The organism is Corallococcus sp. AB032C (genome assembly GCF_003668935.1).
GTDB classification, from domain to species: domain Bacteria; phylum Myxococcota; class Myxococcia; order Myxococcales; family Myxococcaceae; genus Corallococcus; species Corallococcus exiguus.
The window spans coordinates 1-13,697 of record NZ_RAWP01000169.1 but is presented as its reverse complement, the minus strand read 5'-3'; the positions used below and the strand labels follow the sequence as shown (position 1 = coordinate 13,697).

The window sequence follows — 13,697 nt, the reverse complement described above, 5'->3', positions numbered from 1 at the left end:
TCGTGGACGAGGCCGCCCCCATGGAGCCCTCCGCCGACGCCCCCGTCCCCGGTGACGCCCTGGCGCTGCCGCACACGCACGCCCACCGGGTGAACCACGTGGCCCGCGCCCTGGGCCTGCGCGACCTGGGGGACCTGTCCGGCGCCGTGACGGAGCTGCGCCGCGCGCTGCACGACGACCCGGGCGCCACGGATGCCCTGGCGCAGCTGGCGCGCACGGCTCGGGTTGCCGGGGACACGCAGCTCGCCATCGACGCGTATGCCCGGCTGGGGCAGGCGGAGCCTCATGACGCGGGGGCGCTGGTGCAGCAGGCGCGGCTGCTGGTGTCGGAGGGCCGCTTCCCGGACGCCGTCCGCGTGGGCGAGGAGGCGCTCCTGCGCGCCCCGGAGGACGTGGAGGTGTACCAGGTGCTCGGCCGCGCGCACCTGGGCGCCCATGAGCTCACCTCGGCCATCCTGCGCTTCCAGCAGGCGGTGCACCTGGACCCCGAGCACGGCCACGCGCTCAACAACCTGGGCTTCGCCTACCTGCGCGCCAACGACAACGCTCGCGCCGTGGAGGCCCTCACCCAGGCCGCCAGCCTCCTGCCGCACGTGGCCTACGTGCAGAACAACCTGGGCGTCGCCTGCGAGCGCCTGGGCCGGCTGGAGGAGGCCCGCGCCGCCTACGCCGCCGCCACCCGGCTGTCGCCCCGCTACGTGCAGGCCCGCGTCAACGCGGAGCGGGTGGGCCGCGTGGCCCGGGCCGACCTGGCGGGTCCTGCCCTGCCGGAGCCGCTCCCGCCCGTCGCGCCGTAGGGCGGGCGACCAGGAAACAGCGCCGTTCCCGGGGGGATGGCCCAGGCGGGTTCTCCCCGCCCGCCCCCCGGTCTAACCTCCAGTCCTTCATCCCCGCATTCACGAGCGTCATGACTCCGGCCCGACCGATGCCTCCTTCTCCCGAGCCCCTCTCCCCGGCCCCGACCGGAGCCCCGCCGCCCAAGAAGGGCGGCTTCGGCGCCGCGCTGTGGCGCTGGACGAAGCGGCTCCTGGTGCTGGGCGCCGTCGGGCTGGTGCTCGTCATCGGCGTGTGCGTGGGCACGTACGTCTACTTCAGCCGCGACCTGCCCTCCGTGGAGTCGCTGCGCAACTACAAGCCGCCGCAGGTGACGAAGGTGACGTGCGCGGACGGCTCGCTCTGCGCGGAGTACGCGCTGGAGCGCCGCACGCTCGTCCGCATGGAGGACCTGCCCCCGCACGTGCGCAACGCGTTCCTCGCCGCCGAGGACGCGGACTTCTACAAGCACGAGGGCCTGGACCCCTTCGGCATCCTGCGCGCGGGCGTGAAGAACCTCATCCCCGGCAGCCGCAAGTCCGGCGCGTCCACGCTCACGCAGCAGGTCGTGAAGAACATGCTGCTCACGCCCGAGCGCAGCCTGGGCCGGAAGATCCGCGAGTGGATCCTCACGCCGCGCCTGGAGCAGGCACTCACGAAGGATCAGATCCTCAGCCTCTACATCAACGGCGTGTACTTCGGGCAGCGCCGCTACGGGCTGGAGGAGGCGGCGCTCTACTACTTCGGCAAGCACGCCAAGGACCTGACCGTGGGCGAGGCCGCCGTGCTCGCGGGCACCGTGCAGTCGCCCCACCGCATCAACCCGGTGGCGAACATCACCCGCGCCAAGGCGCGCCAGCGCTACGTGCTGGAGCAGATGGCGGGCCAGGGCTTCGTGCCGCGCGCGGTGGTGGACGCGGAGAAGGAGAAGCCCATCGTGCTCGCGCCGCGCAAGACGGTCAGCGCGGGCGCCTACTACGCGGAGGAGATCCGCCGCACGCTGATTGAACGCTACGGCGAGAAGACGGTGATGGAGGGCGGCCTGCGCGTGGACATCGCGCTCGTGCCCAAGCTCCAGAACACCGCCGAGCAGGCCGTGCGTGATGGCCTGGAGGCCGTGGACCGGCGCCAGGGCTACCGGGGCGCGCAGGGCAAGCTGGAGGAGGCGCAGTGGAAGCGCTACCGCGAGCTCATCGTCCAGCGCATCGAGGAGGCCGGCCGGCGGCAGAAGGACCAGGGCTACGTCGCGGACCTGGCGCCGCTGGCGCAGCCTCTCGCCGCCCCGGCTCCGGCGAAGACGCCCACCGCGCAGGAGGTGGAAGGCGCCGAGGAGCCGCGCCCCGCCGCCCTGGCCGCGGACACGGACTCGGAGGAAGAGGAGGCCCAGTCGCCGGAGCGTGCGCGCGTGGGCCAGGTCATCCTCAAGCCGATGGAGGAGGGGCTGCGCCTCACCGGCTATGTGACGGAGGTGGACGCGAAGCGAAACGTGGCGCGCGTGGACCTGGTGGGCCGCACCGCGGAGGTGTCCTTCGATTCCACCACCTGGGCGCGGCAGAAGGGCAAGAAGGCGCCCAAGGACATCTCGGACGTGTTCACTCCCGGGGAGCTGGTGTTCGTGCGCGTGCTCAAGGCTCCTCCGGCGCCGGCCTTCGTGGAGGCCACGTTGGATCAGGTGCCCGTGGTGCAGGGCGGGCTCGTGGTCATCAACCCGGCCAACCGCAACGTGGTGGCCATGGTGGGCGGCTATGACGCGGAGCGCTCGTCGTTCAACCGCGCGACGCAGGCGAAGCGGCAGCCGGGTTCGTCGTTCAAGCCCTTCATCTACGGCGCGGCGCTGGCCAGTGGCCGCTTCACCCCGCTCTCCACGGTGAACGACGCGCCGGAGTCCATCCGCGACCCGTACACGGGCAAGACGTGGCGGCCCAAGAACTTCGACGGGCGCTTCGAGGGCCCCATGACGCTGCGCACGGCGCTGAGCAAGTCGAAGAACACGGTGTCCGTGCGGCTCATCGAATCGGTCACACCCGCGACCGCCATCGACTTCGCGCGCCGGGCCGGCATCCGCTCCGCGCTGCCGGAGAACCTCACGCTGGCCCTGGGCACCGGCGAGGTGACGATGCTGGAGGCCGTCAACGCGTACGCCACGCTCCAGGCCAACGGCCGCTACGCGGAGCCGCTGACGCTCCTGCGCGTGCGCGACGCGAAGGGCACGGTGCTGGAGGAGCACCAGCCGGCCTTCGAGGAGACGCTGCCTCCGGCGGTGGCGTACCTCACGACGTCGCTGATGCGCAGCGTGGTGGAGGACGGCTCGGCGCGCGCGGTGCGGGAGCTGAACCGGCCCGCCGCGGGCAAGACGGGCACCACCAACGAGTCCAAGGACACGTGGTTCAACGGCTACACGATGGACTGGGTGGCCAGCGCGTGGGTGGGCTTCGATGACAACTCGCCCCTGGGCAGCAGCGAGACGGGTGGCCGCGCAGCACTGCCCATGTGGCTCAACTTCATGCGGGTGGCGGAGGAGGGCCTGCCCGCGCGCGACTTCGAGGTGCCTCCGGGCGTCACCCAGGTGCGCATCGACCCCGTCACCGGGCTGCTCGCGGGCAACGCCGTTCCGGGCCGGATGGAGCCCTACCTGGAGGGCACCCAGCCCACCGCCGAGGCCCCGCCGCCCGGACAGGTGACGCCGGACAACTACTTCCTGGAGGAAGGTGGCAAAAGGGGGCTGTGAGTCGCTCGCTCCTTCCGCTGGTCCTCGCGCTCGCGTTCGCCCTGCCCGCCCAGGCGGAGTCGGACGAAAGCGCGCCCCCCGCCTCCGCCCGGCTGGCCCTGGCCGTGGCCGACGCCATCCGCGGTGCCCCCGCGGAGGCTCCCGTGGCGCTCTCCCTGTCCGGAAGCTCTCCGGAGTTGCGACGGGCCTTCGGGACGCTGCTCGCCGCGCGGCTCTCCGCGATGAACCTGGGGCCGGTGGTGCTGGACGTTCCGCCCGAGCGCGCCGAGGCCGCCGCCCGCGAACAGGGAGCCCGCTCGCTGGCGCGGCTCACGCTGGGCGTGGAGGGCGGCGAGCTGGTGGCGCGGGGTGACGTGCTGGGCACGTGGGTGAACTTCTGGTCCGGCCGCACGCCCACGCGTCCACCGAAGCCCGCCGCCGCCGTGGCCGAGGGCGTGGAGGCCGACGCCGCGGTGCTGGCGTTGGCGGCGGTGGGGACGCCGTCGTCGGGAGTGACGGGCCCGGGTCCGCGGGAGCGGCGGCCGGTGCGGCTGCTGGGCGCGGTGTTCGCGAGGCTGGAGACGCCGCTGGCCGCGCTGGCGGCGGGGGACCTGGATGGCGATGGCCGCGATGAAGTGGCCGCGCTCACCGAGCACGAGGTGGTGGTGTTCAGCGCGGACGGGCGGGTGCTCGCGAGGCGGGAGCTGGAAGGGGCGGCGGCCACGGCGACGACGCGCGAACCCTTCGGAGCGCTGGCGGTGCTGACAGGGCCGCCGCGGCTGGCGGTCTGGAGCACTCGGTATATGCGCGGCGAGGTGCTGGTGCTGGACAAGGCGAAGGGGACGCTGCGTCCGTCGGGGACGCTGGACGCAGCGCCGCTGGGAACGGCGGAGCGCGGGACGTTCGTGCCGGGACAGACGGTGTTCGCGCCCGAGGTCCGGCTGGCGGACGGGCGGAGCCTCACGGTGCCCGCGCCCTTCGGCACGGCGAGCTTCGCGGCGCCGCGGATGCTGTTCGTGCACGCGGACAGCACGGCGTCGCTCTACACGCGTCCCGCGTCCGCGCCGTTGAAGGTGTCCGGGCTGGGCGCGGGCAGCGCGCTGGGAGACCTGGATGGCGACGGAGTGCCAGAGCTGCTCACCACGTCACCGCAGCTCCAGCCGTCGCCGGACGTGCTGCGGGTGCTGTCGTTGAACTCCGACGCGCCAATGGCGCACGAACCCCTGTGGCAGGGAGCGCTCCCGCCGGGCCGGGCGCTGTACGTGGTGACGGCGGACCTGGATGGAGACAAGCGCCGCGAAGTCATCGTGGGTTCGTGGAAGCCGGACGGCACGAGCGAGCTGTTCCTCCTGCGCCAGGGTGCACCGTGATGATCCGCTCCGCACTCGTGGGCCTCGTGCTGCTGTCCTCCACTCCGGCACTGGCGGCCAGTCGTCCGCGCTACGGCGGCGAGCTGCGAGTGGCGCACGCGGGGCCCCCTGAAATCGGTGAGCCCGCGCTCGCGGACACGCCGATGGAGGCCGCGCTGCTGGGCCTGCTGACGCGGTCCGTGTGCCGCGTGGACTCCGGCGGACAGGTGCACCCGACGCTGGCACGCGAGCTGTCGCGCCCCGTACCGCAGGCCCTGCGCGTGGCGATGCCCTCCGCGGCCAGCGCGACAGCCCTAGCCCGCGCGTGGACACGGCTGTCCTCCACGGAGTCGCAGTCTCCGTACCGCGCGCTCCTGTATCCCCTGCGCGGCGATGGCCGTCAGGTGACGTCCACCGGCGCCACGCTGGACCTGGCGCTGGCGTTTCCGTGGCCCGACCTGGAGCGCTCCCTGTGCCACCCTGCCCTCGCGTCGCCGCCGTCTCCCACGTCGGGACCGTTCAGCGCCGCGGGCCGGGGCGTGCTGGAGGCCCAGGTCGCGTGGCCCGAAGGCCGGCCGTACCTGGACCGGCTGGCGCTCACCGCCACGGATGAGCGGGGCCTCGCACGGCTGTGGTCCGCGCGGCAGGTGCAGGTGGAGCTGGGCACGCCGCCCGACGACAACACCCTCACGGGCGCCGCGCTGTACGCGACCTATCTGGCGTACTCACCCCGGAAGGTGCCCGCGGACTTCCGCCAGGCGGTGGAGAGCGCCATCGACCGCGAGGACCTCACGCGCCTGTTCGTGAAGGGCCCCGCGGTGCCCATGGCGAACCTGCTGCCGCCCGCGTTGATGCCCCAGGGCCCCAGGCCCCGGCCCAATGCGCCTCCGGCGGGCGCGACCCGCAAGGTGACGCTCGTCTATGACGCCGCGCTGGCGGATCAACGCGCCGTGGCCGAACGCATCCAGGTGAAGCTGCACGACCAGGGCTACACCGTCGCGCTGGAGCCCCAGTCGCGCGCCGCGCTGCGAAGCCGTCAGGCGAAGGGCGACTTCGAGCTGATGCTGAGCGCGTTCCTGCTGCCGCCCGTTCCCGGCCCCGCGCTGGCGGTGGTGCTCGAAGCCGGCGGGCGCCGCGACCTGCTCGGCGTGGAGCTGCCGCCCATCGGAGCCCTGACGGACGCCGGAGCCCGGGACGCGCGAAGCCGCGAACGGGCCCTGGCGCTCGCTCCCTCCGTGCCCCTCATTCCGCTGTACGCCCAGGGACTCGCGCTGCGCGTCGCGCCAGAGGTGACGGGGCTCGCACTGGATGCCCAGGGCCTGCCCGTGCTCGAAGGCGCCTGGCTCGCCCCCGTCGAGGCCTCTGGCGGTGGAGGCCGGCCGTGAGCCCCACCCACGCGGCAGCCCCCAGGAAGGATGGGCCCGCATGCGCCTGAGGACGCGGCTCGCGCTCGCCTTCGCCCTGCTGGCGCTGGTGCCGCTGGCGGTCGTCGTTCCCCTGACGCTGACGCGCCTGCGCGACACGCTGTCGCGCGAGCTCGACGCGCGAATGACGGCCGCCACCGCCTCCGCGCAGGAGTCCCTGGAGCGCTCCGCCGCCAACGCGCGCCGCGCCGTCGAGGAACTGGTGGAGAGCCCCGCCATGGAGGACCTCGTGCGCGACGCGCGCACCGCCCCCCTGCGCGTCATCCAGGCCAACACCGCCGAGGGCCTGATGAAGAGCCGCGGCCTCACCGTGCTCACGCTCTTCGACCGCAACGGCACCGTGCTGTCCTCCGGCCACCTGCCCGCCCGGCGCGGCGACCCGGACCCCACTCTCTTCGCCGTGACGAAGGAGAAGTCCCCCAGGCCCGTCACCGTGCGCGTGGACGTGCGGGGCGACGCGGGCTTGCGACAGGTCCCCGCGCTCGTCACCGCGCGCCCCGTGGACTACGGCGACGTGCGCCTGTGGGCCGTGGGCGGCGTGGTGCTGGACGACGGCCTGGCCCAGCACCTGGCCCGCCTCACCCAATCCGACGTGACGCTCCTGTCCGGCGGCGCCCAGGTCGCGCACGCCGGCAGCGCGGCCCCGCCCACCGTGGAGCAGGTGCTGCCGCTGGGCAACGCGGCCTCCGTGCGCCTCACCTTCAGCCGCGCCGCCGCGCGCGAAGCCGAAGAGGGCGTCATGCGAGCGTTCCTCCTCCTCGCCGGCCTGGGCCTGGGCTTCGCGGCGCTCCTGGGCCTCCTGGTATCGCGCTGGATGACGCGGCCCGTGGAGGCCCTCACCTCCGGCGCCCGCCGTGTGGCGGAAGGCGCGCTGGACGTCCAGGTCACGTCCCGCGCCACCGGAGAGGTGGGCGAGCTCGTCCGGACGTTCAACCACATGACGTCCGAGCTGAAGAACACCACCGAGCGGCTCATGGCCACCGAGCGCATCGCCGCGTGGCAGGAGGTCGCCCGGCGGCTGGCGCACGAAATCAAGAACCCCCTCACGCCCATCCGCATGTCGCTGGAGACGCTGATGGCCGCGCACGAGGCGCGCCACCCCAGCTTCCCCACCCTCTTCAAGGAGAGCGCGCGCGTGGTGCTGGAGGAGGTGGAGCGGCTGCGGCGCATCGTGGACGAGTTCAGCCGCTTCGCGCGCCTGCCCAAGCCCCAGCTCGCCCCGGTGGACCTGGGCGAGCTGACCCAGAGCGTCCTGTCGCTGTACGCCGCGCCCCCCGAAGGCATCCAGCTGGTCCCCACGCTCCAGACAGGCGTGGTGGCCCGCGCGGACCGCGACCAGCTCACCCAGGTGCTCGTCAACCTGGTGAAGAACGCGGAAGAAGCGATGACGGCCAAGGGCGGTGCGCTGCGCGTGCGCGTGAAGGGCACCGACGCGGACGCCATCGTCGAGGTGGAGGACGAAGGCCCCGGCATCCCCCTGGAGCACCGCGCCCGCATCTTCGAGCCCTACTTCACCACCAAGGACGGCGGCACCGGCCTGGGGCTCGCCATCGCCGCGCGCATCCTCCAGGAGCACGGCGGCCGCCTGGAGGTCGGCGGAGAGCCGGGCCAGGGCGCCCGCTTCAGCGTCGTGCTCCCCCGCGCGAGCTGAGCCCCCACGCAAGAAGGCCCGGCACCTCGTGGAAGAGGTCCCGGGCCTTCGGGCACTACACGGTGGAGCGCGGCCGTCAGTCCTTGACGGGCGTCGCCTTGAGGGCGGCCTTGCCCTCCTTCACGTAGACCTGGAAGCGCACCGTCTTGCACGCGTACTTCGTGACGAGCTGCTCCTTGTTCTTGCGCAGCTTCTGCACGAACTTGTCGTACGTCAGGCCGTCCGCCTGCTCACCGCAGCGCTCGCGCGTGGTGACGAACTCGCGGAAGACGTCCTGGAAGTGCTGCTCCTCCGACAGCGCCGCGGCCGCCGCGCCGTTGACGCCCGGCATGGGCAGCGGCACCGCGTTGGAGCGCGGAGCCGGCATCGGGATGGCCTCCGACGTGGGCCGGGTGCTGGCCTGGAGCAGCTCGCGCGGAATCGCCGCCACGCGCGTCGTCTCCGGGGACTCCGGATCCGAGGACTGCGCCGCCGCCAGCGCGAACGGATTGGCCGCCTGCTGGAGCGAGTACGCCGCCGTGGGCTGGTCCTCGAAGGCGAACGCGGCGTGACGCGGCGCCGCCGGGGCAAGGGGCTCGGCAGACGGGACCGGCTGCTCGAAGGGCATCGCGCCGCCATGAGCGTACGCCGGAGGCGGGGCATACGGCTCCGCGGCCGGCGGCGGATAGGCCGCGGGCGGAGACGGGAACGGGAACGACTCCACCCCGGCGAACGGATCCGCCAGCGGCGCGGCGGCCGGAGGCGGCATCCCGAACGGATCCGCCAGCGGCGCGGCGGCCTGGGGCGGAGGCATCCCGAACGGATCCGCGGCCGGAGCCGGAGTCCCGGGGAAGGGGAACGCGTCCCCGAACGGATCCGCGGCCGGCGGAGCGGCCGAGGCGAACGGGTTGGACAAGGGCTCCGAGTGCGCCGCCGACCCAAACGGGTTGGACAGGGGCTCCGCGTGCGCGCTCGCCCCGAACGGATCCGCGGGAGCCGCGGCCACGGGCGCCATGGCGGCCGGAGCCGGCGGCGACGTGATGGCCACGGGCTGCGGGGCGGGAGCGGACTGCTGAGCGGCCATCGCCGCGCCCCAGCCCAGCGTGTCCGAACCACCCGACACGGTCTCCTCGCCGGAGTCCTTCTTGCTCCCGCCCATCAGCGCCGTCCACACCAGGCTCAGCACGAACAGGCCCGCGAGCGCGAGCAGCGCGGTGTGCTGGTACTCGGCCAGCGGAGCCAGCGTCGCCGCCGTGCCCGCGAGGACCACGACTTCATACGGCGTGCCCGTCAGCGCCTGGCGCGAGCCCACGAACAGCGGCGCCTGGCCGCCCATCGCGTCGCCATTCGTGAAGGCGGGCAGCTGCACCGGGCCCAGCGCCTGGAGCGAACCCGACTCCAGCACCGTGTCCTTCGCACCCGCCGTCAGCCGGGGCAGCGAGCCCTCCAGCCGCGCCTTCTCCGCGCCCACGCCACCCACCACCTTGTCGCCCTGCACGAGCCCCACCGCGGCCGCGCCGGACGCATCCAGCGCGCCCTGCAGCGCGGCATCCGCGGCCAGGGGCACGCCCACCACCAGCGTCACCGCCGGAGCAGGGGTCCCCTCACCGCTCCACGCGAGCGGCACCGACGCGAACACATGCGGCGCCCCGAAGGCGTCCACCACGGACGTGCCCGCCTTGGCGAGCGCCGCGACATCCAACGCCGCGGTGTCCGAGGAAGGCTCGGCGCCCGCGCGCGCGTGGAAGACCCCGTCGCCGGCCACGACCGCCACCACCGCGCCCTGGAGCTCCTTGGGCAGACCGGCTTCCGCGGCGGTGCGCAGCGCGCCGAAGCGCTCCGCGGTGAGCGGCAGCAGCCCGGCCGTCTCGTCCGCGTCCTTCGAACCGTAGCGGTCGCGCGGGGACTTCGGCGCGGGCGCGGGAGTCAGCGCGCGCACGGCAGCGGCCATCTGGGGGCTGCCGGCGAGCTTCAGCGCCAGGGATTGCACTTCCGCGCGACGTGCATCCACGCGACGCGCGACCTCGCCGGTACCCGACGCGGCCTGGAGTGACGCACCTTCCACCGCGCGCGCACGCTGAGGCGCCGACAGCGTCGGGAGGTGAGCCAGGCCCAGTCCGAGGACCAGGAGTGCGAACAGCAGGAACTTGAGGCGGACCATCGCCGTCCTTTAGCCCAGAGGTGAGGGGTCCGCTTATAGCGTCCACCGTTCGACCCCAGCAAGGAACTGGCCCGAAGGAACCCGGGGGCCGGATGCCTGGCTGGCATCCGGAATTCCCGGGCCCTTCGTTCTGTCACACCCGATACAACCGGCCGCCTAGTAGTTCGTCGCGTCCGCGTTCAGGTCGTACGGCAGGCCGTTCGTCTTGACCTGGCGGCGGCGCTCCAGCGCGCGCTTGATGGCCTTCTCCAGGCGGTCACGCGTTGCGTCGATGGCCTGGAACAACGTCTCGGACGTCTCCGTCACGTGCACCGATTCCATTCCGGGCATGCGCACCGTGACCCGGCACTCCTTGTCCACGCCTCCCTTGGGCCCGTTGATGTCCACGAGCGCGATTTCGATCTCCGACGCCTCGTCCTCGGCGAACCGTTCGATATGCGCCACCAGATGCGTGTCCACGTACTGCTTCAGGTTGTCCGTCAGCCCCAGATGCACTCCCCGCAGCTGCACCTTCATGGATTCACCTCCGGGCACAAACATGGGCAGTCCCCCGCCCGCCCGTGAGGGGCTTTCGCAAGCCTTCCCGCCTGCCCTCCCCCGAAGCAGCCGGCCGGACGTCACCGCGCCCGGGACACATTGGACGAATCCCGCGCGGCACCGGGTTGCTCTAGTCGCATGGATGGCGAGCGAATCAAGGTCCTGCTGGTAGAGGACGACGGGGACAGCCGGGAGCTGCTGGCGGAGCTCCTGGAGGACGACTTCGAGGTCACCACCGCGTCGGACGGCGTGGCGGGCCTGAAGGCGTTCGAGGCCACGCACCCCGACGTCGTCGTGACAGATGAATCCCTGCCCGGAATGAACGGCACGGAGCTGGCGCAGCAGGTGAAGGAGCGCGAGCCCAGGGCCCGCGTCGTCCTGGTCTCCGGCTACGCGCAGGTGGAGGGCGCGGAATACTGCGATGCCGTGTTGCGCAAGCCCATCGACGTGGAGCGCCTGAGCCGCATGGTGGGCGAGCTGGGAGACGCCGCCCGGCACTGATGGAAATTCGCGCGGAGCACAGCCTGCCATCCGCGCGAGCCGTTCCTAACTTTCCAGCCATCGCCCAGGAGGGCCTCATGAGGTACTGCGCACGGTGTGGCTCGGAGTATCAGGACAGTGTCGTGGACTGCACGGATTGCCCCAACCACCCACCGCTCGTGTCCGCGGAGGAGATGCACGAGCGGGGGCTGCCGCTGCCTCATGAGCTGGATGAACGCCGCTTCGTGAGGGCGGGCGTCGCGGACGATCCCGTGACGGCCCAGGTCTTCGTGGACGTGCTGGACGAGCACCGCATCCCGCTCATCGTGCGCCCCGGCCGCTCGGGTGTGGTGGACGAGCTGACCACGGGCAACCTGCTGCCCTGGTGGGAGCTGCTGGTGCCGGACACCGAGCAGGCCCGCGCCGCCCTGCTCCTGGAGGAGGAGAAGGTCCAGACGCGCGTCTACGCGGACGAGGCCGGCCGCGCGGCGGAGGAAGAGGAGCTCGAGGACGAGCGGGCACGCCAGGCGCCGCCCGACAACAGCGCGCCCCCGGTGTACTAGCGGCCCGCCGCCGTCAGGGCGAGCCCACGTCCGCGCTGCCTTGAGCGGGCGCGGGCTGGGACGCGAGCGTGGCGGGGGGACGCCGGGCCTCGAAGAGGCTCACGCCCGTCACCTTCCATTTGTCGTAGCGCGCGTTGCGGGCGAGGAACGTCTCCAGGTCCTCGTCCACCACGCGGTTGTAGCCGCCCTTGGACGCGTGGCGCAGGTACGTGCGCTTCTTCTTCTGCACCACGAAGCCCAGGTGGGTGATGCGCGTGGCCTTCAGCGGCAGGTCCTCGCGCATCACGACGAGGATGGTGCCAGAGGCCACGCCGCGCGCGTGCTCGAGCACCTTGTCCAACGGAATCATGTCCAGGGTGAACGTGCCCACGGGCTGTCGCTCGCGGGGCAGCTGCAGCGCCAGGGAGGACTTCGACTGCCAGGTGCGCGGGGTGAGCGTCTTGGTGACGGAGACGGTGTCCTCCTTCGCGTACCTGCGCGTCACGTCCACCAGCAGGCCCTTCTTGATGTTGTTGGGCAGCCACTGCGCTTCCATCAGGTGGTTGCGGTCCTCGTAGGTGGGCGTGCTCGCGTAGCGGATCCGCTCCAGCAGCGCCGGCACCTCCGGCTCACCGCGCGCCAGGCCCAGGGCCAGCGACTCCTCCACGAAGGTGAGGCAGTCCACCGCGTCCAGGCGGAAGGTGGGGTCGGGGTCCACGCCCTGCCCCTCGCCCAGCGGCGACAGGACATAGGGCGTGTTGAGGAACTTCTCGCTCATGCCCAGCAGGCGCTCCGCCAGCGGGGACTCGGCCTTGTCGGCGATGAGGGCCGCGCGCTGCTCGAGCGTGAGCGCGCTCCAGCCGTTCTCCCGCACGGGCGGAGCCACCGGGGCCGCCGGTCGCGCCGGCGCGGTGAGCGATGCGGGCACCGCGCGCGCCGGGGGCACGGCCGGGTTCTTCGCGGGAGCCTGGGACAAGAGCGCGAGCGCGCAGACACCCCACACGCTCACGGCGCCACCCCGGCCTTGCGCAGGATGGCCTTGCGGCGGTCGTCCGCGAGCTGGAGCGTCTCCAGCTCCTTCTCGTAGACGAGCTTCTCCTCACCCTTGGCGTTCCACGACGCGAGCACCAGCCAGTCCAGCGACGCGGCATCGCCGCCCTGGTGCAGCAGGCGCGCGGCGGTGGCGGCCAGGGTGCGGTCCGCGTCATTCAAGAGCGGCGACAGCACGGGGCTGGCCTTCTTCGCCGGCACGCCCTCGAAGAGCACCAGCCCCTGGCGGCGCACGAACTTGTCCGTATTGCCCAGGAGCTTCTGCGCGAAGGCGAAGCCCTCCGGGGCCCCCAGCCGGCACAGGCCCCGGGCCGCGGCGAAGCGCGTGCTCTCCGAATCGCTGTCCAGGTACGTCTTGAGCGCGGCCTTCTGCTTCGCGTCACCGGTGGCGCCCGCGGCCTCCAGCAGCGCCGCGCGGACCTCCAACTCCTGCTCGTCCTTGGCGGCGGCCATCAGCGGCTTGCCCATCTTCGGGTTCTTGGACGCGCCCAGGGCCCGCGCGGCCTCGCGGCGCACGCCGCTGCTCTTGTCCTGGAGGAGCGGCAGCACGGCGGCGGTGTTGCGGCTGCCCAGCCGGGCCAGCCCCTGTGCCGCGTACATGCGCACGGTGCTGTCGCCATCCGACGCCAGCTTCGCCAGCGTGGACTCACCCGTGCGCGCGCCCAGCGACGCCAGCAGCGCCACGAGGTTGCGGCGGGTGCGCTCCTCGTAGGTGGTGCGCAGGAGCGGGCCAATCTCCTCGGCCGCGTAGGCCTCCTGGCGCAGGAAGCGCAGGCGCGACGTGGCGGGAGGCACGGGGGCGCCGTTGGCCACCTGGGCGAGCACGGTGTCCGCCTCCGCGCGGCCCTGGGCCTTCTTGGACGCGGCCCCAGGGCCAGCGAGGCCGGTCAGGGGCAACAGCAGCACGACGAGCAGGGCACGGACGGACGGTGGACGCACAGGGGCGGAACGATGGCAAGCACGGCCCCCGCCGTCAAAGTCCACCCCTCCGCCCGGCCCCCTGC

General features: G+C 73.0%; 11 protein-coding genes. 7 read left to right on the top strand and 4 right to left on the bottom strand.

The genetic code is table 11. The features are described 5' to 3' along the window. The 5 genes from D7X99_RS39520 to D7X99_RS39500 form a co-directional block, all read left to right on the top strand. Positions 1 to 797 (top strand): lipopolysaccharide assembly protein LapB (locus D7X99_RS39520; RefSeq protein WP_121782257.1); only part of this gene is annotated, 797 nt, incomplete at its 5' end. A gap of 128 nt (positions 798 to 925) precedes the next feature. Further along, positions 926 to 3,541, top strand: coding sequence for a penicillin-binding protein 1A (locus D7X99_RS39515; protein WP_199756424.1), 2,616 nt, complete (start codon positions 926 to 928; stop codon positions 3,539 to 3,541). After that, on the top strand, positions 3,538 to 4,890 hold the full coding sequence (locus tag D7X99_RS39510; RefSeq protein ID WP_121782256.1) for a VCBS repeat-containing protein: 1,353 nt from the start codon (positions 3,538 to 3,540) through the stop codon (positions 4,888 to 4,890). Before D7X99_RS39515 ends, D7X99_RS39510 begins: the two co-directional genes overlap by 4 nt. Next, positions 4,887 to 6,254, top strand: a complete 1,368-nt coding sequence (locus tag D7X99_RS39505; protein ID WP_121782255.1) for an ABC transporter substrate-binding protein — start codon at positions 4,887 to 4,889, stop codon at positions 6,252 to 6,254. The genes D7X99_RS39510 and D7X99_RS39505 overlap by 4 nt, the downstream gene beginning before the upstream one ends. Positions 6,255 to 6,294: 40 nt before the next feature. Continuing rightward, positions 6,295 to 7,944, top strand: a complete 1,650-nt coding sequence (locus tag D7X99_RS39500) for an ATP-binding protein (RefSeq protein WP_121782254.1) — start codon at positions 6,295 to 6,297, stop codon at positions 7,942 to 7,944. A gap of 76 nt (positions 7,945 to 8,020) precedes the next feature. Here D7X99_RS39500 and D7X99_RS39495 read toward each other — a convergent pair whose 3' ends face one another. Further along, complete coding sequence (locus tag D7X99_RS39495; RefSeq protein ID WP_121782253.1) at positions 8,021 to 10,084, bottom strand: MXAN_5187 family protein; 2,064 nt, start codon at positions 10,082 to 10,084, stop codon at positions 8,021 to 8,023. 156 nt (positions 10,085 to 10,240) lie between these two features. Further along, positions 10,241 to 10,600 (bottom strand): ribosome-associated translation inhibitor RaiA, encoded by a 360-nt coding sequence (gene raiA / locus D7X99_RS39490; protein WP_120580510.1) that lies wholly within the window; start codon positions 10,598 to 10,600, stop codon positions 10,241 to 10,243. 159 nt (positions 10,601 to 10,759) lie between these two features. Between raiA and D7X99_RS39485 the strand changes: the two genes are divergently transcribed. After that, the gene (locus D7X99_RS39485; RefSeq protein WP_121782252.1) at positions 10,760 to 11,122 is read left to right on the top strand and encodes a response regulator; all 363 of its coding nucleotides are present in this window, start codon (positions 10,760 to 10,762) and stop codon (positions 11,120 to 11,122) included. Between the two features lie 77 nt (positions 11,123 to 11,199). Then, a complete protein-coding gene (locus D7X99_RS39480) occupies positions 11,200 to 11,664 on the top strand; it encodes a hypothetical protein (RefSeq protein ID WP_121782251.1) in 465 nt (154 codons plus the stop codon). A gap of 13 nt (positions 11,665 to 11,677) precedes the next feature. Here the strand turns inward: D7X99_RS39480 and D7X99_RS39475 are convergent, their stop codons facing one another. Then, complete coding sequence (locus tag D7X99_RS39475) at positions 11,678 to 12,652, bottom strand: N-acetylmuramoyl-L-alanine amidase-like domain-containing protein (RefSeq protein ID WP_121782250.1); 975 nt, start codon at positions 12,650 to 12,652, stop codon at positions 11,678 to 11,680. Continuing rightward, the gene (locus D7X99_RS39470) at positions 12,649 to 13,632 is read right to left on the bottom strand and encodes a HEAT repeat domain-containing protein (RefSeq protein WP_233597410.1); all 984 of its coding nucleotides are present in this window, start codon (positions 13,630 to 13,632) and stop codon (positions 12,649 to 12,651) included. The genes D7X99_RS39475 and D7X99_RS39470 overlap by 4 nt, the downstream gene beginning before the upstream one ends. Positions 13,633 to 13,697: the final 65 nt, after the last annotated feature.